This is a genomic window from Deefgea sp. CFH1-16 (assembly GCF_016881365.1).
Lineage (GTDB): Bacteria > Pseudomonadota > Gammaproteobacteria > Burkholderiales > Chitinibacteraceae > Deefgea.
Window position 1 is genome coordinate 446,881 of record NZ_WLYT01000001.1, and the last position, 23,717, is coordinate 470,597.

Here is a 23,717-nt window from a genome sequence, read left to right on the forward strand (position 1 = left end):
AGTAGATTTATCGCCTTTGGGCATTTTTTTGTTAGCATGGGCTTCTTTTTTACTTACTGAACATCATGAGCGCACAAAAACAACCCAGCCTGTTTGGCAATCTGCTGCTGAACATTCTGATTCCAACGCTGATTCTCACCAAATTAAGCACCGACCAATGGCTAGGGCCGACTTGGGCAGTGGTGGCCGCGCTGGCGTTTCCCTTGGCTTACGGCCTGTACGACTTAAAACAAAGCGGCAAAGTAAACTTTATTTCGATTCTAGGTGTGGTCAGCGTGCTACTAACCGGTGGCATTAGTTTACTAGAGCTTGATCCCAAGTACCTAGCCATCAAAGAGGCGGCCATCCCCACCCTCATTGGCTTAGCGCTACTGATTAGCCAGTTTACGTCCTACCCGCTATTGCACAAGCTGCTGTATAACGATCAAATTCTTAGCCTCGCAGCCATTGAGCAAGCACTCAGCACTGAGCAACAGCAAGCTGAGCTGGATAAACGCCTGACCATCACCAGCTACTTGGTAGCAAGCTCGTTCTTTTTATCGGGTGTTCTAAATTATCTGTTGGCCCGTTGGATCGTCGTTAGCCTTCCGGGCACCAGCGAATTTGCCGCCGAATTGGGAAAAATGACCGCACTTAGCTACCCAGTAATCATGGTTCCCAGCATGATCGTCCTGATAGCTAGTCTGTGGTATTTGCTGCACAGTCTTAAAAAACTGACGGGTCTTGACACCGATCAGCTACTGGCTGTGAAGGGTTAATCGTCGGCGTGAGTTTTTTTGCGACAAGTAAACGCCGCTAGTTTTTGTAGAGGCCGGTCTGTCGGCGTTGTACCTGACTGTAACCGTTCAGACGAAACAGGGCGGTGGCTTTGACCTAACAGCCGAACTACCCTGCTATTGGTTAAAAGACTGAAAATTCAAGCAAAGCAGACACTGGATACAGCATGTAACAAAGATCAAGTATTGTGGGAAATTCGAAAATTAATTAGCCTTAAAAATAAAAGTGCCTTCGTCACGACTATGGAATTAAATCTTCCATATTGGTAATTTACATGATTTTTTTTTGAAAAATAATTTCACGACTTTAATAGGTCGGAATACAGATCGATTATTTAACCGCTTCGGCGCGAAACTCGGGTGTATAGCGTGCTCTTGGGAGCTTGCTCAGGAACCACCTCCAAACTCCAATTTTACAGGATTGAAGGTGTCCGTTAATTCCATCATGCCTCAGTCGGAGGAACGAGTCACCTGCAACACCTGCTTTCTTTGATTATGCTTGAACGGATGGATCAACTGCCCAGTCAAATCAACCTCCATCGGTTCATCAATTCCATATTGCTGTGGTAGATTTTTGGGCAAATGCAGGGTAGAGAAAGCCAGATCGATCAATGGAAACATGGCTGCATAGTTATGATCTCGCTGCCCCTTTGTCTCATTAGCATGATGCCAGTGATGAAATGCGGGGGTTGCCAGCAGCCACTCCAGTGGACCAAAGCGCCATCGTACATTCGCATGTACAAAAAAACCCCCATAATACACCAGCCATTAAAATTAATAAGGTTGGAAAATCAGCCATTCCACTTGTCTGGGGGCGTGCCAATCCAACAATGTAAAGCACTATAAAGCTAATCCAACGTGTAAATACAATTTCAAAAGGATGCGCACGGGCACTTACAAGCCAATCAAGCTTTTCGGCACTGTGGTGTACCGCATGAAACCCCCATAACCAGGGTACTTGATGCATTGCCCTATGGACAAAGTAATAAGCTATATCACCCACGAGTAAACCTAAAAGTGCACGCAAGCTCATTGGCAAGTTTAAAGCCCAGTTTTGTAAACTACTGGGAACTAAAAAAGATAACGCTAAAGCAGTAACACTCATTAAAGGAATAATGGCTAACTTAAACATCAGCCCATTCCCAAAAAAATAAAGCATATCCTGCCAATAATTAGTGCGTACCCCCTTGTTTTTAACAGCAAAAAAAAATTTTTCAGCTGCCCCAAGCAAAATCAGTAACAATAAAAACCAGACACTTAGACGTAATAACTCTAACGCTATGTTTTGCCAAGAGAAAGTCATTCTTTTCACGCACCAAGCCTGTTGCATCAAAAAAATGTATTACCGACGTATTTCTGGCCAGACACCCAAATAATAAAACTCAGGTACTTGCATGAAAACAAACGGAACACATAACGTTAATTCTTATTGCCTTTAAATACCTAGCATAAAAAAGAGCCTGAAAAAAGGCTCTTTTATCAAATCAAACAACAATGACATTTTTAAATAATCATATTGCTAGTGCTGAGTACGTAGTTTGCGTCGCGCCAGTAGCCCGCCAACGCCGGCCATCATCAGCAGCACTGTAGCAGGCTCAGGTACCGGTGCAGTGGGAACCAGCGTAACGCCATCCAATAATGAATATGGCGGTTGCCCTACTGGTCCCCCAGCAACTAAAAATGATAGGGTTTGATTTGCCGCTGTCGCAGTGAAATGCATATTTACGGCACTCCACCCAGAAAAAACTCCCGGTGTAGTGTTCAGCGTCGTCGAGCTTTGTGTTTGGTTGCCAAACGTCACATCCCAGCTATGCGTCGTAGCCGAAGCCCATCCTTGTTGCTGCGCACCCGCTTGGTAGAAACTTAAATCATAGCCCGCGCCCACAGTTAAACCTGAAAATGATTGGCTAAGCACTGACGAGCCCCATATTGGATTTGCAATATAAAAATTACCACCATCTGGGCTGGAAGTAATTGTTGAGTTAAGACCGCCATATGACCATGCAGACATTGTTTTATTATTTGAGGCTGCGGCATTAGTCACAAAAGACCAAGTAAATCCTTCAGGATTGCCTGCTGCAGGCAAACTAACTGCCCAATTGCCATAGCCCGGAGTTCCGACACGGCTACCCACTTCGACCCCCGTTGCCGAGCTCCCGCACGGATTGCAGCCTGCTAAATCATTAAACGAACCTCCATTGATTAAATTCGCATGCGCGTGACTAGCAACCATTCCCATGCTTGCACAAATAAAGATATACCGGATTTTTTTAAAATTAAGAAACACAGTGCTCATATTTATCTCCAAAAACCAATGTGAATAGCAACGCTACCGGCACGCATTGAAAACCACTCGAGACTTTGATTGATTTTGCGCTTGCTGCAATGATTGATATAGAAGCACCAAGAATCAAACTTTACTCAAACTTTGTAAGCTGAACGGTCATAATTTCTTCAGAAGAAATCTAAAAAAAGCTTGCATTAAGCTAAATGACGAATATGAAATTAAATGCCCAGTAACGCAGTAACGCAGTAATGCAGTAATGCAGTTCATTTAAGCTAAGTGAACTACATTTTTTATCTCTCTGTTTCTTTGTAATTACACGTACCATCTCAGCTTTTTATGCCCCGTCAACGCGTTCGCTCCCCACAAGATTACGACTTTGCCATTCTCTCCTCTGCCATTGAACCGCAATGGATTGTGCAGGTCCTTGACGCCACTGGCACCGCCAGCATTCGACGCCGCAAAATGCCTGCCGAACAAGTCATTTGGCTAATCATTGCGCTCGCCCTGTTTCGCTGCCAATCCATTCCTGAGGTCGTCGTCCATCTAGATTTATTTTGCCCAATGCACTTAATCCCAATATTGCCAACAGTGCGCTCACTCAAGCTCGACAGCGCTTAGGCGAGGAGCCTTTGGCACAACTCTTTTCTTTGTTCGCTACCGCTTGGGATTAGTGTGGCTTAATGATTTCGGACACCAACTTAGGTGGTAATCTCACCACCCTCAATGATCGCTTGCATCAGCGATGACTAGCCGCTAGAACACGACAAGCCTACAGAATCCCTGCCGTGAAGCTGATAAACTAAGCGGCAATTCATTTGGGAGTTGTCATTATGCTCAATGCTCTGCAACAGCAACTCAGCAAAGGACAAGCACGACGTCAAACAGCGTCAATTGCCGCGCATGCCACTTTAGGCAATATTCAACGCGATCCGCTCGAGCTACTCATTGCCAGCAGTCAAGGCAGAATTGAACGCTTAATTCCTCTGCGTTATGGCCGAATGCTGGTGTCGCCATTTACCTTTTTTCGTGGCTCAGCCATGCTGCAAGCGCATGATTTAGCGGCCACGCCACACAGCGGCATCATTCAGCAAATTTGCGGCGATGCCCATTTAGCTAACTTTGGTGGCTTTGCCTCACCCGAGCGCACGCTGTTATTTGATCTGAATGATTTTGATGAAACCCACCCGGGGCCTTGGGAATGGGATATAAAACGCTTGGCAGCCAGCTTTGTTTTGGCTTCACGTAGCTCAGGGTTTTCTGCAGCGGCGGCCGATGAAACGGTCTATCGATTGGTGCGTAGTTATCAGCATTGGATCGCGCAGTATGCCGAGCAAGGCGCGATGCAAATTTGGTATGACCAAATTAGTTATGAGCGACTACTGGCCAATATTACCGACAAAGACGCACGCAAGCAGCTGAGTAAAGAAATGAAACGCGCTCAAAAGCGTACCCACGAACGTTTGCTACCCAAAATCAGCAGCAAGGTCGATGGCCGCTGGCAAATTAACGATGAATTACCGGCTTTATTTCATATTTTTGGTGAGAACAGCATCTTTGGTGAACATGAGCGCGAAATTTTATTAGGCAATCGCCAAGCATTGGCGCAGCAATTATTTAGTGAATACCAAAACACCATCAGCATCAGCCACCGCCAATTATTATCACGGTTTACGATGCAAGATCTGGCTTGCAAAGTCGTCGGCGTAGGCAGTGTCGGCACGCGTTGCTTGGCGCTACTACTGACCGATGAGCAAGATAAACCTTTATTTTTACAAATCAAAGAAGCTCGCCCTTCGGTACTCGCGCCATATGTACCTAGCGGGGTATCACCGTATAGCAATGAAGGGCAGCGCGTGGTGGTTGGCAAGCGATTAATGCAGGCGTTTAGTGATATCTTTTTGGGCTGGTCTAGTGCCGGCAATCATCATTTTTACTTCCGCCAATTGCGCGATATGAAAATCTCGCCAGCCATCGATAGCTATACCCCATCAATGATGACGCTGTATGGTGAGTTGTGTGGCTGGGTGCTGGCGCGTGCGCATGCGCGCAGCGGTGGTTTTGCGGGCGAAATTGCGGGCTATTTGGGTGAGGATGATGAATTTGCCATGACCATGATGCGTTATGCGCGTAACTATGCCGACCAAAGCGAACAGGATTACACGCTATTTCAAACAGCGTGTAAAAGTGGCCGACTGCAAGCGCAATCTGAAGCCGATTTTGTCAGTAGCATGAGCAACCAAGGCACTTAGCGCGGCAATCAATCACCAGCAACAACCCAAGCGAAACCACGTCGCTTGGGTTTAATCTATAGCGGCACTAAACAAGTTACACGGAAACGATAGGCAAGGGCTGGCACTCAATGCGGGTCAGACAGCCATTTTGTAAGCGAAAAAACGCATCTTGCGGCATATCTTGCTCCCACAGCGCAGCGGGCGATAATTGGGCATAAATCCCGCGTAAAATGCGCCCTAATAAGCCATGCGCCACCACAATAAGCTGATCTGGCAAGGTGTCATCGGCAAGCCAGCTTTCAAGTCGCTGCACCACATCGGCGTAGGCTTCACAACCCGGCGCTTGAAAATGCCAATCCGGTAGCATTGCTAAGTGAGGATATTGCGTATGCAGAGTTTGAACTTGCTGCTGCTCCCAATCTCCAAAACCGACTTTCAATCAAGCGCGGCTCTGGCTGGATACAGCGACTGGCTAAGCCTAGCTCGGCGCAAACCAGTTCGGCGGTCTGCATTGTTCTGCCCAGAGGGCTGGCGAACACTTGCCAATTGTCCAGCGAGCCCAATTCTGCCCGTAAAGTCGCGCCCATGGCTCGCGCTTGCGCCACACCAAGCTCAGTGAGGGCGGAATCACAATGCCCTTGCATGCGACGTTCGAGATTAAATTTCGTTTGTCCATGCCGTAGCAAATAGATGGTACGTGACATCAAAAGCCCCTAATCTCAAAAGGGACAAAGTGTAAAACCTTTTAAACAGAAAGCCCAAGGGAATAACACCAGCGCTTGACAATACTCCTACCGCGTATTGACTTAGCAGCCATAATTTAAGCGCCTTGTATCGTAATACCAATCATTATTTAGCCTGATATTTTTCGCAAAATTCGATACCCCGAAAATGACCGAGAAATTCAACATGCCAGCCAATATGGCATGTTTTTTTTAAACCTAGCTGATGATGTGCTTACTACAGAAACCCATAAAAATCGCGTATTTTCGGAGCGAGCTCGCCCGCGAATGCGAGCTAAATAAAAAACCTTCGTGGGCAAGCCTGCTGCTAGGCCGCTTTTCTGAAGCACAGACCTAATCAGGTAAACCTTTATTGCATGAGCACCGATTCGGCGCCGACAAGATCAAACCCTTCTATCTTTGCCGCTCTCACTTTTTGCTGCAAATAGTGATTCATTCCCTGCCGAGTGGCCGCTTCGTGTAAATACTGCGCTATTTTATTTTGCACCATCGCAAAGTCTAGTCTTTTACCGAGCAGCTTGTGCTCACAACGTAAGATATGTAAACCAAATCGCGTTTCTAATAAGCGCGGTGAGATTTCCCCCGCTTGCAGCGCAAACACCACTTTATCAAATTCAGGCACCATTTCACCGCGCGAAAACTGCCCTAAACTGCCGCCCACTTGCCCAGAAGGGCAATTTGAATACTGCCGAGCACATTGCTCAAACAAGGCTGGATTTTGCAATATATCCGCCAAAATAGACTCGGCCTTCGCCCGCAATAATTCCAAAGGGACCGTCTCGCTCACTTGAAATAAAATATGACTGGCCGTCACCAACTCCCCTTGCACAAAGGTTGACGGATGCTGCTCATACCATTGCAAGCAACTTTCAGCATCGGCCTGCGGCACTTTAATTTCTCGATCTAATAGGTTACCAATGATTTCATCATCATCTTGACCTGCAACGTCTAATTTTTGCGCCTCTTGCAGCAAAACCGTCCGTAAAATAACTTCTTTGACGACCTCATCAAGTGTTTTATCCGGTTGCATTTGCCGCTCTAATTGAATCACATCGTCACTAATATCCATCCCATTCACCGAGATTCCCATCGCTTTTTCCTTTTTTATTCGCCAATAAAAACGGCGAACTCAGTTCGCCGTTATCATGTAATGAGTTAAATTAAGCGCGCGGCCGGACCAACTGCCAAGCTCGTCCCAAATAAGTCACACTGGCAAAACCACTCCAGACATGCACCATACGAGTAAATGGGAAAATAATAAAAAACGTCATTCCAAAGAAAATATGCAGCTGAAACACTAAAGGAGAACCAATAACAAATGGCGCGGCATCACCACGAAAGGTCACAATCCGCTGTGCCCACTCCATAAACATCACCATCATGTCGCCGTTTAAGTGCGCCATCGACAATGGAATTGTCAGCAAACCTAAACCTAAGGTGACTAACAACCACAGCAATACCACTTTATCTCGCATTGGCGTCATTGCTGCCAAACGCTCATTACTAAAGCGGCGATAGAGTAAAATCAGCAAGCCAATAATGCCTAAGCCACCTAAAATCCCCCCTGCCGTCATCGCTAAGATTTGTTTTGCTTCGTGGGTCACCCCCAAGGCTTGCCACACTGCCATCGGAGTGAGTAGGCCGCCTAAATGCCCAAAAAATACGCCAATAATCCCGATATGGAACAAGTTTGAACCTAAGCGCAATTGCCCACGATGAATCATTTGCGTTGATTCGGATCGCCAAGTGTATTGCTCGCGCTCAAAACGGACTAAAGAGCCCAAAAGGAAAATAGTCAGCGCGATATAAGGATAAATACCAAAAATAAAATATTGAAGGTAGTCCATCGTCAAACTCCTTGCGAGGCGCCAACCGGGGCAGCCGTACGTGGATAAAACTGTATCGTTTGCGTTGTTGCCTGATGACTCAAACTCGGGCTAAGCAGTGGCTCAATGCCATCTACCCCACTACCAAACTGCTCCATGACTTCATCCATGTCCCGTACGGGCGGCTCTGCCAATGGCAAAGGTTCAACATCCGTTAAACTGCGTAAAGCGGTAAATACGCCATGATAAGGACTCTCTCCTTCATCAAGCTTGTCACCAATCCGTGCGATCACATGAATGGATTCACCCAAAAATTCAGCGGCAGTCGCTTCATCGGTTTGCCCCAAAAACTCGAGAAACATGGGCAAAAAATCCGGCAATTCATCGGCAACCACCAAAAAATTGTGATTGGTGTATTCCTGCATCAAGCTCACCATTGCTGGGCCCCGCTCTCGACTTTCTCCGTACACATGCTCAAATAAATGCAAACTACAGGTTCGATTACGATCAAACGTGGCAACATAATTTTCTTGCAGCTCAATCAAATCATGCTGCGCCAAATAAGCCAAAAGCGGCGCAATCGAAGTGCGAACTTCAGTCGAACAATGCTCTAGCTCTGCATGAATCTCTGGCAAAGCCTCTAACAAGGCCTTTTCGGGGTATTGCAGTAAAGCCGATAGTATTTGAAAGCTCCGCATAGATACCCCCTATTCTTCTTGAGTTGATTTTTTGCGTGATTTAGGCATCTCGACAAAAATAATCGACCCTTCTTTTTTCTTGCCAAACAAAGTCCCAGAAGAAACGCCCGTCGAGCAGCCATTACCAAAAGTAAAGCCGCAACTGCCTTTTTCATTAAAACTATCTTCAACCACTTCTTTATGGCTCGATGGAATCACAAAGCGATCTTCATAATTGGCAATCGCCATGATTTGGTACATGTCATCGACTTGCGCTTGCGATAGTCCAACTTGTTTCAGCACATCCAAATTGTCGACTTTATCTACCGTTTTGCTACGCATATAAGCGCGCATCGCGAGCATTTTGTCCAGCGCAGATAGCACTGGTTTTTCGTCACCCGCAGTGAGTAAATTGGCCAAATATTTCACCGGAATTCGCAATTCTTTCACATCGGGCAAAATCCCATTGCGCCCCAAAACGCCACGTTCGGCAGCAGCTTGAATTGGTGATAAAGGCGGGATATACCATACCATCGGCAAAGTGCGATATTCAGGGTGTAATGGAAATGCCACCTTCCACTCAACTGCCATTTTATACACTGGCGATCGTTTGGCTGCATCGAGCCACGAATCAGAAATACCTTGCTTGCGAGCCTCTTCAATCACCGAAGGTAAATTTGGATCGAGGAAGATTTTAAGCTGTGCTTCATACAAATCTTGTTCATTGGCCACGCTCGCTGCCGCTTCGATTTGATCGGCGTCATAGAGCAAAACACCTAAATATCGAATCCGGCCAACGCATGATTCAGAGCAGACTGTTGGCTGACCGCTTTCAATGCGGGGATAACAAAACGTACATTTCTCCGCTTTCCCTGAATCCCAGTTGTAATAAATTTTCTTATAAGGGCAGCCCGAAATACACATCCGCCAACCACGACATTTATCTTGGTCAACCAGAACAATGCCATCGTCTTCGCGTTTATAAATAGAGCCCGATGGGCATGAAGCGACACAAGCTGGGTTTAAGCAATGCTCACACAAACGCGGTAAATACATAATGAAAGTGTTTTCAAATGTCGAATACATTTCTTTTTCGATATCTTTAAACAATTGATCTTTACTGCGTTTGGCAAACTCGCCTCCCAGATCATCTTCCCAATTCGGCCCCCATTCGATTTTGTCCATTTTTTTTGCCAGTTAACACCGAAATCGGACGAGCCGTTGGTGGTGTTTGCATCTCTGGCGCATTTTGCAAATGTTCATAATCGTAAGTAAATGGCTCGTAATAATCATCAATTTCGGGCAAGTTCGGATTGGCAAAAATATTGGCTAAAATCCGTAATTTCCCACCCTGCCGAGGTTCAAGTTGACCTTTAGCATTGCGCTGCCAGCCTCCTTTCCATTTACTTTGGTTTTCCCATTCTTTGGGGTAACCAATCCCAGGCTTGGTTTCTACATTGTTAAACCAGGCATACTCGACACCATCTCGGCTAGTCCACACGTTCTTACAGGTGATCGAACAGGTATGGCAACCAATACATTTATCAAGGTTAAGGACCATCGCTACTTGAGCACGAATTTTCATAACGATCTCCTCACGCCTCAACTTTATTGAGTGGCTGTTCTAACCAATCAACATTTTTCATTTTACGAATAATCACAAATTCATCGCGATTACTCCCCACTGTGCCGTAGTAATTAAAGCCATACGCCAATTGTGCATAACCACCAATCATATGCGTTGGTTTCATCACCACACGCGTCACAGAATTATGAATACCGCCACGCTTACCCGACATTTCGGAGCCAGGCACATTGATGATTTTTTCTTGTGCGTGATACATCATCGTCATTCCATCCGGCACACGTTGGCTAACCACCGCTCTTGCGGTTAATGTGCCATTGACGTTAAAGACTTCCAGCCAATCATTATCGACAATCCCTGCGCGCTTGGCATCGCCTTCAGACAACCAAATGTGCGGGCCGCCACGACTTAAAGTAAGCATCCGCAAATTATCGGAATACGATGAATGAATGCCCCATTTTTTTGGTGTGGCGTAATGAAATTAAGCGTAATTTCAGTTTCACCATTGGGTTTTTTACCCAAAATACCTGCGGTTGTTTTTAAATCAATGGCCGGCTTATACACCGCAAACCCTTCACCAAAATCAATCATCCAACGATGATCTTGATAGAACTGCTGACGGCCCGTCAGCGTGCGCCATGGAATTAACTCATGCACATTGGTATAACCTGCGTTGTAACTCACTTCTTCAGATTCAATGCCTGACCATGTTGGACTTGAAATGATTTTTCGCGGCTGCGCCTGAATATCACGGAAACGAATCGCATCGTGCTCACGTGGCAAAGCCAAATGCGTGTGATCTCGCCCAGTAATTTTGCCTAAAGCAGCCCACGCTTTTACCGCAACATGGCCATTGGTTTCTGGCGCTAGGCTCAATATCATCTCAGCAGCATCAATGGCGGTTTCTAATTTGGGCTGACCATTTTCAGCTTTGCCGTTGAGCTGCAAAAGTTGCTCAACTTCTTTTCCGGTTTGCCAAGCAATACCCTTACCGCCATTACCTAATTTGCTCAATAAGGGGCCAATCGTGGTGAATTTTTCATAAATTCGTGAGTAATCGCGCTCAACCACCGTCATTTGTGGCGCAGTTTTGCCAGGAATTAAATCGCATTCCCCATGCTTCCAATCCTTAGGCGCAAATGCCTGACCCAACTCACTCGGTGTATCGTGCATCAGCGGCGTCAGCACCAAATCTTTTTGTATCCCTAGCTCAGGCCCGGCCATTTCGGTAAAGCGTTTGGCGAGTAATTTGTAAATTTCCCAATCGCTTTTTTGCTTGCCAAAGCGGCTGCACAGCCTCTGAAAGTGGATGAATAAACGGATGCATGTCTGAGGTATTCATATCGTCTTTTTCATACCATGTTGCCGTTGGCAGCACGATATCGGCGTACAAACACGTCGTGCTCATTCTAAAATCAAGCACCGTCAATAAATCGAGTTTTCCTTCCACAGCCGGACGAATTTTGACTTCCGATGGTTTAATTCCTGTCGCTTCATCATCAAATAAAGCGTTTTGTGTGCCAAGTAAGTACTTGAGAAAATATTCATGCCCCTTACCGGACGAGCCCAAAATATTTGAGCGCCAAACCATCATATTGCGAGGGAAATTACGTGGGTTATCTGGGTCATCGCACGACATTTTTAATGCGCCAGATTTCATATTTTCAACCGCATAAGCCACTGGGTCTTGGCCGGCCTCTTGGGCGGCGCGAGTGACTGCAAAAGGATTGGTTTCTAATTGCGGTGCAGAAGGCAGCCAACCCATACGTTCAGACTTGGCATTAAAGTCAATCAACGACATGCCATCGAACTCAGATTTGGTCGTTGTAGGGCTAACAATTTCATCTACCGCCAGTTTTTCATGCCGCCATTGGCTGGTATGCGCATAAAAGAAACTCGTGCCATTCATTTGCCGAGGCGGACGAGACCAATCCCCGGCAAAGGCCAGTGGTGCCCAGCCTTGTTGTGGGCGTAGTTTTTCTTGCCCAACATAATGCGCCCAGCCACCACCGCTTTGACCGATACAACCACACATCATCAATAAATTGATAATGCCGCGATAAGTCATATCCATGTGATACCAGTGATTGAGCGCAGCACCGACAATCACCATACTCTTACCTTGGGTTTTGTCGGCATTATCGGCAAATTCACGCGCAACAATCTCTACATCAATGGCCTTAACACCGGTATGTTTTTCCTGCCATTTTGGCGTATATGGAATATCCATATTGTAAGAGATAGCGACATTTTCACCGCCATGGCCATTATCCACCCCGTAATTGGCCAGCATTAAGTCATACACCGTTGCCACCAAAACGCTGCTACCGTCTTTTAAGGTGACCCGTTTAACCGGCACATTCCTTTGCAAAACTTCACCATGCTCGCTGCCAAAATATGGGAATCCAACGCTAACGACTTCATCGGCTTTGTCTTTCAGCGACAGCAATGGGTCAATCTCTAAACCCGATGTGGCTTTTAATTCGAGATTCCATTTGCCAATTTGATCGCCAGTCTCGCCCCAACGCAAACCAATTGAGCCATTTGGAATGACAATCTCACCGGTTTTTTCATCAATCAGTAGCGTTTTCCAATCTGGATTATTGGTACTTTCATGCTCAGATAAGTGCGACGCCCGTAGGTAATGATCACCAACTAATCCCTTGACCATGATCTTTAAGCATCACTAGCATTGGGAAATCGGTATATTGCTTACCGTAGGATTTAAAGTAAGCGCTTTTACCTGTTTTGTGAAATTCATTCAAAATCACATGCCCCATCGCCATCGCTAGGGCAGCATCTGTGCCTTGTTTCGGCGCTAACCAAATATCGCCAAATTTGGCCATTTCACCGAAATCACTCGAAACCGCAACCGTTTTAGTCCCTTTATAGCGAACCTCGGTATAAAAATGCGCGTCGGGCGTACGCGTCATTGGCACGTTAGAACCCCATACCATCAAGTAAGTTGAGTTATACCAATCGGCCGACTCTGGCACATCAGTTTGTTCACCCCAAACCTGCGGACTAGCAGGCGGCAAATCACAATACCAATCGTAAAAAGATAGGCAAACACCGCCAATTAAACTCAAATAGCGACTACCTGCGGCGTACGACACCATCGACATGGCGGGAATCGGCGAAAAACCAACCACTCGGTCAGGACCAAATTCTTTGATGGTATAGGTTTGCGATGCAGCGATGATTTCAGTGGCTTCATCCCAAGTTGCACGAACAAAACCACCTAAACCGCGGATTGATTTATACGCTTTAGCCCGCTCAGGGTTTTGGCTAATGTATTCCCAAGCCGCGATTGGCGACATGGTTTTGCGCGCCTCGCGCCACATTTTGACTAATCGACCGCGAATCATCGGATATTTAAGACGCTGGGCAGAATACACATACCAAGAATATGAAGCACCACGTGGGCAACCGCGCGGCTCATGATTGGGTAAATCTGGCCGAGTGCGTGGGTAATCAGTTTGCTGCAGCTCCCAAGTAATCAAGCCATTTTTAACATAAACTCGCCAGCTACAGGAACCCGTGCAATTAACGCCATGGGTAGAGCGCACAACCTTGTCTTGCTGCCAACGGGCACGATAGGCGTCCTCCCATTGACGATCTTCAGCAACAACTGCGCCATAGCCATCAGCAAAAGTTTCTCGAGTACGGCTTAAGAATTTTAAACGATCTAAAAAATTACTCATGGACCCTCCAACTAGAAGCAGTCAGTGTGTGAGAGATGCTTTTGCTTGAGCTGAGCACCTTAATTCTCGGCAAGCTTGAACGGTTTGCCGCTTGATCAATAGGGAAAATTAGCAAGGTAATGGCGCATTTTTCCGTGCATAGAAAAACCAAGTTATGCATAAACACAGCACATAAAACACGATAAAACAATATAGTGCGACTTCGGGGCCTCCGGTGTTTTTCATCGAAAGCCCAAAGCTTTGCGGAATAAAAAAGCCACCATAAGCGCCAATCGCACTAATAAAACCAGCTGCCGCCGCAGATTCTTTTAAGCCGTCCAATCTAGATTGCTCAATGGCCGCATCGCCTTTGCCTTGCGCATCACGACGGCATACCGTGGCAAAAATAGTTGGAATCATTTTGTAAGTTGAACCATTACCGACGCCGGTTAACGTAAACAAACACAAAAACATGGCAAAAAAATCCAGTCCAACTGCCACCGACTAATTGCCCAGTTGCATCATGTGATGGCAAGAAATACAGCACACCTAACACAGCAATGACCATGCCGAAAAACACCGCAGCAGTGACCTTAGCGCCACCTAATTTATCGGAAATCGCGCCGCCAACCGGACGAATCAAAGCGCCAATTAAAGGGCCTAAAAAGGCATAGGTTTTAACGCTAATCTCAGGAAACATTGTTTTGGTCAGCAATGCAAAAGCGCCTGCAAAACCAATAAAACTACCAAAGGTACCTAAATATAAAACGCACATAATCCAATTATGTTGCCGTTTAAAAATCACCGCCTGCTCAGCAAATGAAGCCCGTGCATCAGCAATATCATTCATACCAAACCATGCGGCAATCGTCGCAATCGCAATCAAAGGCACCCACATAAACCCGGCATTTTGTAGCCACAGTTGATGCGTCACACCGTCTTTTAAATAAGTTTGCGCTTCGCCGCCAAAAACGCCCATTAAAGGCAAAGTCACCGCCAAAGGAATCAATAATTGCGCCAGTGACACGCCCAGATTACCAAAGCCAGCATTCAAGCCATTGGCTGAGCCTTTTTGTGCTGTAGGAAAGAAATACGCAATATTGGCCATCGAGCTGGCGAAGTTGCCGCTACCTAAACCACATAGCAAGGCAATGGTGAGCATGACCGGATAAGAAGTAGTTGGATCTTGAACGGCAAAACCAAGCCATAAGGCTGGAACCAGCAGCAAGCCCGTTGAAATCGTGGTCCATTTGCGCCCTCCGACTAAGGACGGCATAAATGAATAAAAAATACGCAGTGTGGCACCGGATAATTGCGGCAAAGCGGTCAATAAAAACAGTTGTTCTTTGGTAAAGGTAAATCCCGCGTTGGGCAGATCGAGTGTGACCATGCTCCATAACACCGAGATAATAAAACCCAAGGTCAGACATGGAATAGAAATCCAAAGATTACGCTTCGCAATCGACTGGCCTTCTGATTGCCAAAAAACCGGATTTTCAGGCTCCCATCGTTGCAATAGTCCCGCTTTTGCCATTTTTCTCCCCTTTTTCGATTCGATTTTCGTCAGCTAGCGAATAATGCCCAGACTCATCAGTAGCTAGCATTTCCTTTCATTTCAAGCGCACGATGTAATTTAGCTAGACCAATGGTGATCGCTACGCAGCTTGTAAAACAGCCAAATCAGTACAAATAGAAGAACAAAGTAAGAACAAAACAACAAACAAACCAAAAAAAACTTACACCAACAAAACAAATATTAAACATCAGACGTCAAAATGGCATCGTAAATAATGCAAACTACCTCTTTGTTGCTCGGATTGGTGGGGATTGGATTTCTTACTATGCTCGCGCGATGGCGAGCGCGAGAAGACACTAGGCGGAATGCTTTGGCCGGCCTATGCACGATGCAAATTGATCTAATAAACCGTACTGTTGGCGTATTCAACGCGTTAAAATCAAGTGCACTCAGTTTTGTTATCGATCGATCTTGGATCACCCAAAGGTTTTATGCAGCGCCGCACTTTTTTAGCTTTACTCAGCACATTACCGAGCACGGTATGGGCGCAATCATCCCTACAAAACATGCAGGCTGAGGCCAATCGTCGCCGCGTCATTTTTTTGGCGCAAGTACGCCAAATGGCCATCGAGCAAGATCCTGCGATTTACTTTAGCGCCGCCGATCCGGTGATCGGTGCGGCCACTGCACCACGTACTGTTTTGGTTTTTACTGATTTTAATTGCCCCTACTGCCGCAAAATGGATGCCCTGCTGCAACAAGTAGCCCAAGCATGGCCCAACGCACGCTTTGTTTTAAAATGGCAAACCATGATGGCTGATAGCAGCGCCAGCGCCGCCAACTACGCGCTGCAGGTTTGGCAATCGGCGCGCCAGCAGTATTGGCAAGTCCATCAAGCCTTAATGCAATCACCTATTCCCATCACGCAACAAGCCATCAACGACATCGCGCAGCGCACCCAACTCAGCATTTACTGAATTTGGCCGAGCCCGCAGCGCTCAAAGCCAGCGTCCAGCTCGGTCAGCAATTGCGGGTATTTGCCACGCCGAGCTTACTCATCGGCAGCAAAATGATGGGCGGGATGACGGATGCCAAAACGCTGAAAGCCACGATTTTGCAATGGCCACTCAAGCCTTAAATGGCCTATTTGTTGCGCCATGCATCGCTGACTACGCCTTGATTCGCCGCGCAAAGCCCACCAGCGCGGCGGCAAACCCAACGTCAACAGACCCTAGCCTTCGGCCGAAATATGAAATTTAAATGACAAGTATCTTTATCCAGCCCATATTGCATCTATGCTGGCTTGATATACCGTGTATTTTTTGAATCAAGCACTACACTCAGTTTATTCTCTTGCCCACTGAGACTTCACTTTGTACCTTGCTGAACTTGCCGCACTCGAAAAAATCATTGCCAGCGCCGGCGCCCAGCTACGCACTCAACAACACGGCAGCGTGACGTATCAGCAGCATTCATTCCCACTATATAGTTTGCAACTGGGCTCACAAGATTCGGCAGCGCCGGTGATTGGTTTTTTTGGCGGGGTTCATGGCTTAGAGCGCATTGGCAGCCAGATTTTAATTGGCTTTTTACAGAGCCTATTGCAAAGGCTCAAATGGGATCGCAGCCTGCAATATCAGCTTGAATCGCTACGCATCGTGTTTATGCCCATCATCAATCCCATCGGCATGGCGCTGGGCCGCCGCGCCAACGGCAATGGCGTTGACTTAATGCGGAATGCCCCGATAAATGCCGCTGGCCCCGCAGCGTTTTTAGTCGGAGGCCAACGCATCAGCCGCCATTTGCCTTGGTTTCGCGGGCTAGAGGGCGCGGCAATGGAAGGCGAAAACCAAGCGCTTTGCGCGGTAGTACAAAACCAATTACTCAGTAGCCCGCTGAGCATTGCCTTAGATTGCCATTCAGGCTTTGGACTACGGGATCGAATCTGGTTTCCCTACGCCGCTACGCGCCAACCCATGCCACAATTGGCCGAAATCTACGCCTTACAACAGCTTTTAATCCAGTGCTATCCGCACCACCCCTATGTGATTGAACCGCAAGCGCGGCAGTATTGTACGCATGGCGACGTGTGGGATTATTTATTACACACCCTCACCCCAGCCCCAGCGTTACAAAGCGCCAGCGTACCCCCTCACGCGCATATTTTTTTACCCCTCACCCTTGAGCTTGGTTCTTGGCTGTGGATTAAAAAAAACCCACGGCAGTTGTTTTCTATTGCGGGCTTTTTTAACCCCTTGGTCGCACATCGCCAGCGACGGGTATTGCGCCGCCATTTACCGCTACTTGAATTTCTCATTCGCGCCACGCACGATTACCGCAGCTGGCTACCGCAATCGATCCAGCGCATGGATTGCCAACACGCCGCCATCGAGCAATGGTATCGGCAGGATAGGCCATGAAAAACTGGGTGTTACTCCGTGGCTTGATGCGTGAAACGCGGCATTGGGGCGATTTTGCACAGCAATTGCAGCAGCAATACCCGCAAGATCGCATCATCGTGCTCGACTGGCCGGGCAATGGTCAGCTCAATTCCGAAACCAGCCCAAACCGCATCGAACACATGGTGCAATACCTCAGGCAAACGCTGATCGAGCAAGGACATCAAGCGCCCTACCATGTCATAGCGCTCTCGCTTGGCGCGATGGTGGCCATTGCTTGGGCGCAGCAAGCACCCAATGAATTGGCTAGCGCTACGCTGATCAATACCAGCTTGCGCCCTTTTAATCCGTTTTACCAACGCCTAAGGCCACGCAATTATCTGCAACTACTGCGCCTACTGTTCAGCACTGCCGCGCAACAAGAACAAATCATTTTGCAACTCACCAGCAATCGATATCAAGCCCAGCTATTGCCGCAGTGGATCGCGTATCAGCAGCAATATCCAATTCGCCGCAGTAATATTTTGCGGCAATTATTCGCTGCTCTGCGCTACCGCAGCAACCTTGAATGCCCCGCTGTTCCGCTGCAATTGCTAGCCAGCCAATGCGATCAGCTGGTGAGTGCACAATGCAGCCAAACACTGGCACAGCGCTGGCAAATCCCGCTGTATAGCCACCCCAGCGCAGGGCATGATTTACCGCTAGACGATGCTGCATGGGTGCTAGCGCATTTGCAGCTTGGCCAGCCAACATGATTTTGATAGGCAATCGAACTTAATCCAAAGCAAAAGACAGTATTCAGATTTGGTATTGATGCTGTGCCGCGCTCGTTGAGCTGGGACTTAAAACCCGTCCAAGGCACCGAGTGCGGAGGGAGACAAACGGTTTTATCGTTTGGCTCACGACCATCGAGGGCACAGCGGAGCTGAGCGAGATCAAAATCGCCTTTCTTTTCCCCCAACTCTTTGACGGACAAAGAGTTGGGGTCCCCGTCGCGGACTGCGACTGTACAAAATGTGCCGAAGGCACTTAAAATCATCTACATCAAATCTGAACATTGCCAAAATAAAAAAGGGTATATCAACACAGCGCTTATGGATAAAGCACTGTATCAACATACCCTTAAATCATCCGCCGCAATACGGCGGCAGCAAATCAGCAAATCAGTTTATTTTTTATTTTCTTCTGCCTGGCACGCCGCAGCAGTAAATAAGACATCCGTCGACGAATTCAACGCGGTTTCTGCCGAATCTTGCAACACGCCAATAATAAAGCCGACGGCGACCACTTGCATTGCCACATCATTCGAAATCCCAAACAAGCTACACGCCAATGGAATCAATAACAGCGAACCACCAGCCACACCCGAAGCGCCACATGCACAAATCGCGGCCACTACGCTCAATAGCAAAGCCGTTGGCAGATCAACCACAATACCCAGCGTATTCACCGCCGCCAAAGTCAGCACCGTAATCGTAATTGCCGCACCGGCCATATTGATGGTTGCGCCCAATGGAATCGACACCGAGTATGTGTCTTCATGCAGGCCTAGCTTTTCACACAAGGCCATATTTACTGGAATATTCGCGGCTGAACTGCGGGTAAAAAACGCCGTAATCCCGCTTTCGCGTAAGCAAGTAAATACCAAAGGGAATGGATTTTTACGGATTTTCCAAAACACAATCAAAGGATTGAGTACCAACATCACCAACAACATACTGCCCAGCAATACCGCCAACAACTGGGCATAGCTCCACAATGTGCTCAAGCCACTTTCGGCCAAAGTCGCGGCAACCAAGCCAAAAATACCCAAGGGCGCAAAACGAATAATCAAACGCACAATAAACGTGATGCCATAGCTTAAATCGTGCACTACCAATTTAGTGCTTTCAGAAGCATGTCTAAGCGCAATCCCCAGTGCAATGGCCCACGCCAAAATGCCGATAAAATTAGCTTTTAATAAGGCATTAATTGGATTGTCCACCACATTAAACATCAAACTTTTGATGACTTCACCAATGCCGCCGGGCGGTGCTAATTCGCCGGTTTTCGCCACCAAAGTCAGTGCAGTCGGAAAAGCAAAACTCATCATCACCGCAACCAAAGCCGCCGAAAACGTACCCAATAAATACAGCACTAAAATCGGCCGAATATGCGTTGGTTGGCCTTTTTTATGATTGGCAATTGATGCGGCAACCAAAACAAACACCAAAATCGGTGCCACCGCTTTTAGCGCACTGATAAATAAATTACCCAGCAAACCCACCGATTTTGCCGCGTCGGGCGCAATCAAGGTCAACAAAATACCTGCCGCCAGACCCAGCATAATCTGGCCCACTAAACTTCCATGCTTTATATAGCGCAGCAAATGATTCATTTTATTCCTCTCTCAAAGTGACCCCCCTCAAGCGCAGCATCAGCCGCCTTAAATTCGAAGGGGGTCGACAGTCTAGCGGTAAAAACGTCATTAATTTGAAATAAACCACAACAATTTACTATTTTTTGCAAGCAGAAAGCCAATCGCTAACAAGTAGTCAATAAGGAGTTGATTTTGGGTAAGAAATAAGCCGAACTGCTGACAAAACGCAGCAATACTCGCCAACGTAACAAAACCCACTCGCACCAAGCAATAGGCGCTAGCGAGCTGGGCTTAGGCTATTGGCGGTATAAATGAGCTGGCCTTGGTAACGAATATAAAACTGATCTTTGGCCCGCAAAATACTCAGCCCTTCAGTCTTGTTTTGATACAAGGTCGGCGTGACATCGCCCTCAAGCACCTTTTGAGCGCTCAAGATGGCCGGTTTATCGCTAGTGGCAAAAAAGATTTCGGCTTGCTGCCGATCAGCAGACAACACCACAAAAATAGACTGCGGCTCGCTCGCCTTGGCGTCATAACGCTCAAAGCGAATACCGCGCTCAAACAGGCGAATACATTCACCCAGCATCGCCGACCACTGATACCCTGCCGAAGCAATACAGCCGTTGGCATCTCGATCCGCACCCACAACCTTTAGCACCGACCGCGCTGGCGCGACATTCGTCGACGATGCACTGATGGCAGCGCGACTCACAACGGGCGCATCAGCAGATGTGCATTGATTGCCCGCCGCAGCACCAGCTTGATCGAGACAACGATCTTGTTGCCCAAAAGAGCAAGCCCCCAAGCTCGCCAATAATAGGCATGCGCCCAATCGTTGATATTTTTTCATTCGTTTTAGTCCTTCAAACAAACCACTCAACAGCCAGCGGCTAGCCTGTAGTCGCCGCCTGCCACTTAATCCATCATCGCATTAAATTTACTCACGCTGTGATCAATCTGTTCTGGGGCGTAATTATTACCCACCGAATAAGCCGCAATCTTGCCCAGATGGGTGTAACTCAAACCGGTTTCATTCGCCCAAGTATTAAACGCCTGCTGAATGCGTTCTAAATCGCGTTTGGCGCTCGGTTGAGCGGGAATATCCAAACCGGCTTGCTGCAGCGCCAACACCACATCTTGGCTTAATACAAAGCCATCTTTGCCGACATAGCGCAAAAACCATTGCCCGGTATTACCACCCAAGCGGCTACCGCGTTTTTTTTAACACCGCCATCAAATCGATCTGCCTCGACGCAGGAAAAGTATTTAAAAACCGCGCAAAACTACCGTACTCATGGCTATACGCCCGCACAAAGCTGACATTATCCATTAGCGCTTTAATCCGCGGCCAATGCCGCACCACACGAGCATCATTGCAATACGCCTCCCACTGCTCGGCAGACAGCATCGCCAACCGATCGACATCAAAACCCAAAAAAGCCGCCTCAAACTGCGGCCATTTGTTATTGATCACCGTCCAATTAAAACCCGCTTGATTAATCGTGCGGCACATCATCGCCAACACCCGATCATCGGGCAACGCCAAAAACTGCGCCTCGCTCGCCACCTTGGGCAATAAAGCCTGCAAAGCCTGCGCCCCACCTTTACGCGCCATCGCGCGGGCTTGAATCTCAGCAAATTTTTCCATCATCGTCTCCAAATCACCCAACAACGCAGCAAATCAAAATCGAGCCAAGTCGCTACCAATCATGATACCCAAGTCCAACGCAGCGCAGCGCGGACTGATGGCTAAACAACACGATCAACGCAACATCGCCAAGAGCGATTCATCCAGTGAGGGGATAACAAGCGGAGGTTAATACGGGGTATGAATAGCAAGGTTTGGAAAATAAAGAGCGGCAATTAAATACCTAGGTAGGGTGTATTCGACGCGAAGCGGCAATACGCCAATTGACTTAGAGATTCAGCGTGGTGGAGTGCGATGCGTGATTGATTGCGGAATGCGGCGTAATGCCTTCGGCGATTACGCCCTACTTAGTACCGCGGTATTGTAGGGTGTGCAAATCCACCGGATTTGCGCACGCGGTTGCCAAAGATATCATCACCGCAGCGATACCCGAAAAATACATCCGCCACACATACGACTCACTGCGGCTGATTAGCCACACAAGATAAAAAACAGCCAGTTAATGCCCCATATCCCAAGCAAGAATATCGTAGTAAATTGCTGGAACGCCCGCTTTGCTTGTAATCGTAGCGATTTTTTTCTGAAATTTGATGTATTGCTCTAAACTCTCAACAAATTTCATCGTTGCATTTTTTGGAATTGAAAATTCTGGTGAAATACTTCGCAATCCAATAATTGTGTAGCTATCTAGTGGTACGTGCTGCAACGAAATAAGAGTTTGTTTCTGCCCCGGCGATAGTGATTCCAAACAAACAAATTTTTTCAACACCAGGTTGAAAAAGTTTTGCACCTCTTCCATAACCCATTTCTGAATTGGTTATGTTTTTCCATTCATCGCACAACGATAAAGTTGCGTTATGAACATAATCTGAATATGCCAATTCAGTACTGTAATTACTTAAATTAGCAACACTTTTTTGAAGATAATCCGCTGCCCAATTTCTAAATGTTATTGATGGCTTGACATTAAGATTTCGAAAAGCTCTAAATGTATTGCCTGTTACGCCCGTAGTAACAACGTCATTTATAGTACCGCTCTCCATTGCAAAAAATGCTGCTGAGCTGCCAGTCGTGTTTTTTCTTGGCCTAACATATCAATCAATTCTGATTCAGACTTAAACTCGTATGGTCTAGGCATTTATTTAAATTCCTAATTTTTAATAAAATAGATCTTAGAATGTAGCTAAAAATTCAAGAGAAACACTTTTGACTATTCATAGAACTTATTCAGTCAGCAACGCATTGTATTTTATGGCACGCCAGCTCCTACAAGTCTAATCTGTTATTCGTGACCACTCACATAAATTTATTAAAAATACCAATTAAAAGAAAAAACTAACTATCAAGAACCTGATTAAATGCATCTTCAACTGAAAAACCCTCAGTAATCAACTCGATAATTTCATCTCGATATTCACGAATTTTTTCAGGCAATGTTGTTTTATGCATTGAATAGCAGCATCAATGGGGTCAGAGTCGATTGATTTCTAGTTTTCCGTGGAATCAATCGACTCTGACCCACTGCTGTCCCAGTTAAATCCAATCAAAATGGCCTGATTACACCTTAAAAATATACAATAGAGTCAACACAACACATTGATATTTATAGGGTAATCAAGCCGTCCCTCATCATAACATTGTGCTTTCCCAACTACTACGACTCGTACCCCGACATCAATTTGACAGTACTGTAGGTTGGGCTAAGCCTGCGCAGCCCAACGTTTACCGCGTACCTAGGCCATAATTTCAATCGAAAACATCAACCTGCAGCACCAATAAATCATGCTAAAGCTTGGCTTAAATAACGAAAAAGATCATGCGCCATCGACGCTTGTACTTCGATAAAACATTTTCATGATGCCGACATCGCTTCAAAGCAATCTCGTAATGAAATGAATCGCGATTACAGATTGGCACTCGGTAAACGTTGGGCTGCGCAAGCTTAGCCCAACCTACGATACTGATCGAAGTTGATGACCTCGGCGAT

The 23,717-nt window shown here is 46.8% G+C and carries 21 protein-coding genes and 3 pseudogenes; 8 read left to right on the top strand and 16 right to left on the bottom strand.

What is annotated here, in order from left to right; translation table 11 throughout:
- Positions 1–65: 65 nt before the first annotated feature.
- The gene (locus tag GKO28_RS02350) at positions 66–758 is read left to right on the top strand and encodes a VC0807 family protein (protein WP_182075226.1); all 693 of its coding nucleotides are present in this window, start codon (positions 66–68) and stop codon (positions 756–758) included.
- Between the two features lie 468 nt (positions 759–1,226).
- On the opposite strand, the gene GKO28_RS22595 is transcribed toward GKO28_RS02350, so the two are convergent.
- The 3 genes from GKO28_RS22595 to GKO28_RS02365 form a co-directional block, all read right to left on the bottom strand.
- Positions 1,227–1,538 (bottom strand): sterol desaturase family protein, encoded by a 312-nt coding sequence (locus GKO28_RS22595; RefSeq protein ID WP_182075227.1) that lies wholly within the window; start codon positions 1,536–1,538, stop codon positions 1,227–1,229.
- Positions 1,435–2,079, bottom strand: coding sequence for a sterol desaturase family protein (locus GKO28_RS02360; RefSeq protein WP_247646670.1), 645 nt, complete (start codon positions 2,077–2,079; stop codon positions 1,435–1,437). The genes GKO28_RS22595 and GKO28_RS02360 overlap by 104 nt, the downstream gene beginning before the upstream one ends.
- Before the next feature lie 216 nt (positions 2,080–2,295).
- Entirely contained in the window at positions 2,296–3,072 is a 777-nt protein-coding gene (locus tag GKO28_RS02365; protein ID WP_182075229.1) for a PEP-CTERM sorting domain-containing protein, read from the bottom strand.
- 327 nt (positions 3,073–3,399) lie between these two features.
- Between GKO28_RS02365 and GKO28_RS02370 the strand changes: the two genes are divergently transcribed.
- From GKO28_RS02370 to GKO28_RS02375, 3 genes are all read left to right on the top strand, one after another.
- Positions 3,400–3,681 carry a transposase domain-containing protein gene (locus GKO28_RS02370; RefSeq protein ID WP_182075230.1) on the top strand — a complete coding sequence of 94 codons (282 nt, stop codon included), beginning with the start codon at positions 3,400–3,402 and terminating at the stop codon, positions 3,679–3,681.
- Positions 3,642–3,734, top strand: coding sequence for a transposase domain-containing protein (locus GKO28_RS22600; protein ID WP_374220754.1), 93 nt, complete (start codon positions 3,642–3,644; stop codon positions 3,732–3,734). The genes GKO28_RS02370 and GKO28_RS22600 overlap by 40 nt, the downstream gene beginning before the upstream one ends.
- A gap of 159 nt (positions 3,735–3,893) precedes the next feature.
- A complete protein-coding gene (locus GKO28_RS02375; RefSeq protein ID WP_182075231.1) occupies positions 3,894–5,312 on the top strand; it encodes a DUF2252 domain-containing protein in 1,419 nt (472 codons plus the stop codon).
- 76 nt (positions 5,313–5,388) lie between these two features.
- Here the strand turns inward: GKO28_RS02375 and GKO28_RS02380 are convergent, their stop codons facing one another.
- The 8 genes and pseudogenes from GKO28_RS02380 to GKO28_RS02415 form a co-directional block, all read right to left on the bottom strand.
- Positions 5,389–5,733 (bottom strand): histidine phosphatase family protein, encoded by a 345-nt coding sequence (locus tag GKO28_RS02380; RefSeq protein ID WP_203563850.1) that lies wholly within the window; start codon positions 5,731–5,733, stop codon positions 5,389–5,391.
- On the bottom strand, positions 5,624–5,998 hold the full coding sequence (locus GKO28_RS22605) for a phosphoglycerate mutase family protein (RefSeq protein WP_203563851.1): 375 nt from the start codon (positions 5,996–5,998) through the stop codon (positions 5,624–5,626). The genes GKO28_RS02380 and GKO28_RS22605 overlap by 110 nt, the downstream gene beginning before the upstream one ends.
- 388 nt (positions 5,999–6,386) lie before the next feature.
- The gene (locus GKO28_RS02390) at positions 6,387–7,127 is read right to left on the bottom strand and encodes a peptidylprolyl isomerase (protein WP_182075232.1); all 741 of its coding nucleotides are present in this window, start codon (positions 7,125–7,127) and stop codon (positions 6,387–6,389) included.
- A 70-nt stretch (positions 7,128–7,197) separates the two neighbouring features.
- Complete coding sequence (gene narI / locus GKO28_RS02395; protein ID WP_182075233.1) at positions 7,198–7,884, bottom strand: respiratory nitrate reductase subunit gamma; 687 nt, start codon at positions 7,882–7,884, stop codon at positions 7,198–7,200.
- A 2-nt stretch (positions 7,885–7,886) separates the two neighbouring features.
- On the bottom strand, positions 7,887–8,561 hold the full coding sequence (narJ, locus tag GKO28_RS02400; RefSeq protein WP_182075234.1) for a nitrate reductase molybdenum cofactor assembly chaperone: 675 nt from the start codon (positions 8,559–8,561) through the stop codon (positions 7,887–7,889).
- Positions 8,562–8,570: 9 nt separating this feature from the next.
- Positions 8,571–10,125 (bottom strand): annotated as a pseudogene (narH, locus tag GKO28_RS02405) (nitrate reductase subunit beta).
- Positions 10,126–10,135: 10 nt separating this feature from the next.
- Positions 10,136–13,829, bottom strand: a pseudogene (locus GKO28_RS02410) (nitrate reductase subunit alpha).
- 108 nt (positions 13,830–13,937) lie between these two features.
- Positions 13,938–15,342: pseudogene (locus GKO28_RS02415) on the bottom strand (MFS transporter).
- Positions 15,343–15,815: 473 nt separating this feature from the next.
- On the opposite strand from GKO28_RS02415, the gene GKO28_RS02420 reads away from it, so the two are divergent.
- The 4 genes from GKO28_RS02420 to GKO28_RS02435 all read left to right on the top strand — a co-directional run bounded on the left by GKO28_RS02420 (position 15,816) and on the right by GKO28_RS02435 (position 18,478).
- Positions 15,816–16,301 carry a thioredoxin domain-containing protein gene (locus GKO28_RS02420; protein ID WP_203563852.1) on the top strand — a complete coding sequence of 162 codons (486 nt, stop codon included), beginning with the start codon at positions 15,816–15,818 and terminating at the stop codon, positions 16,299–16,301.
- Between the two features lie 2 nt (positions 16,302–16,303).
- A complete protein-coding gene (locus GKO28_RS02425; protein ID WP_182075236.1) occupies positions 16,304–16,462 on the top strand; it encodes a hypothetical protein in 159 nt (52 codons plus the stop codon).
- A 235-nt stretch (positions 16,463–16,697) separates the two neighbouring features.
- Positions 16,698–17,744: a DUF2817 domain-containing protein gene (locus GKO28_RS02430; protein ID WP_182075237.1), complete on the top strand. Its 1,047-nt coding sequence runs from the start codon at positions 16,698–16,700 to the stop codon at positions 17,742–17,744.
- On the top strand, positions 17,741–18,478 hold the full coding sequence (locus GKO28_RS02435; protein WP_182075238.1) for an alpha/beta fold hydrolase: 738 nt from the start codon (positions 17,741–17,743) through the stop codon (positions 18,476–18,478). Before GKO28_RS02430 ends, GKO28_RS02435 begins: the two co-directional genes overlap by 4 nt.
- Positions 18,479–18,891: 413 nt before the next feature.
- On the opposite strand, the gene sstT is transcribed toward GKO28_RS02435, so the two are convergent.
- The 5 genes from sstT to GKO28_RS02460 all read right to left on the bottom strand — a co-directional run bounded on the left by sstT (position 18,892) and on the right by GKO28_RS02460 (position 22,529).
- On the bottom strand, positions 18,892–20,100 hold the full coding sequence (gene sstT, locus GKO28_RS02440) for a serine/threonine transporter SstT (protein WP_182075239.1): 1,209 nt from the start codon (positions 20,098–20,100) through the stop codon (positions 18,892–18,894).
- Between the two features lie 259 nt (positions 20,101–20,359).
- Positions 20,360–20,932, bottom strand: a complete 573-nt coding sequence (locus GKO28_RS02445; protein ID WP_182075240.1) for a hypothetical protein — start codon at positions 20,930–20,932, stop codon at positions 20,360–20,362.
- Between the two features lie 65 nt (positions 20,933–20,997).
- Positions 20,998–21,285, bottom strand: coding sequence for a hypothetical protein (locus GKO28_RS02450; protein WP_203563853.1), 288 nt, complete (start codon positions 21,283–21,285; stop codon positions 20,998–21,000).
- Positions 21,286–21,289: 4 nt separating this feature from the next.
- Positions 21,290–21,733 carry a DNA-3-methyladenine glycosylase I gene (locus GKO28_RS02455; protein WP_203563854.1) on the bottom strand — a complete coding sequence of 148 codons (444 nt, stop codon included), beginning with the start codon at positions 21,731–21,733 and terminating at the stop codon, positions 21,290–21,292.
- Between the two features lie 496 nt (positions 21,734–22,229).
- Positions 22,230–22,529 carry a hypothetical protein gene (locus GKO28_RS02460; protein ID WP_182075241.1) on the bottom strand — a complete coding sequence of 100 codons (300 nt, stop codon included), beginning with the start codon at positions 22,527–22,529 and terminating at the stop codon, positions 22,230–22,232.
- Positions 22,530–23,717 lie beyond the last annotated feature (1,188 nt).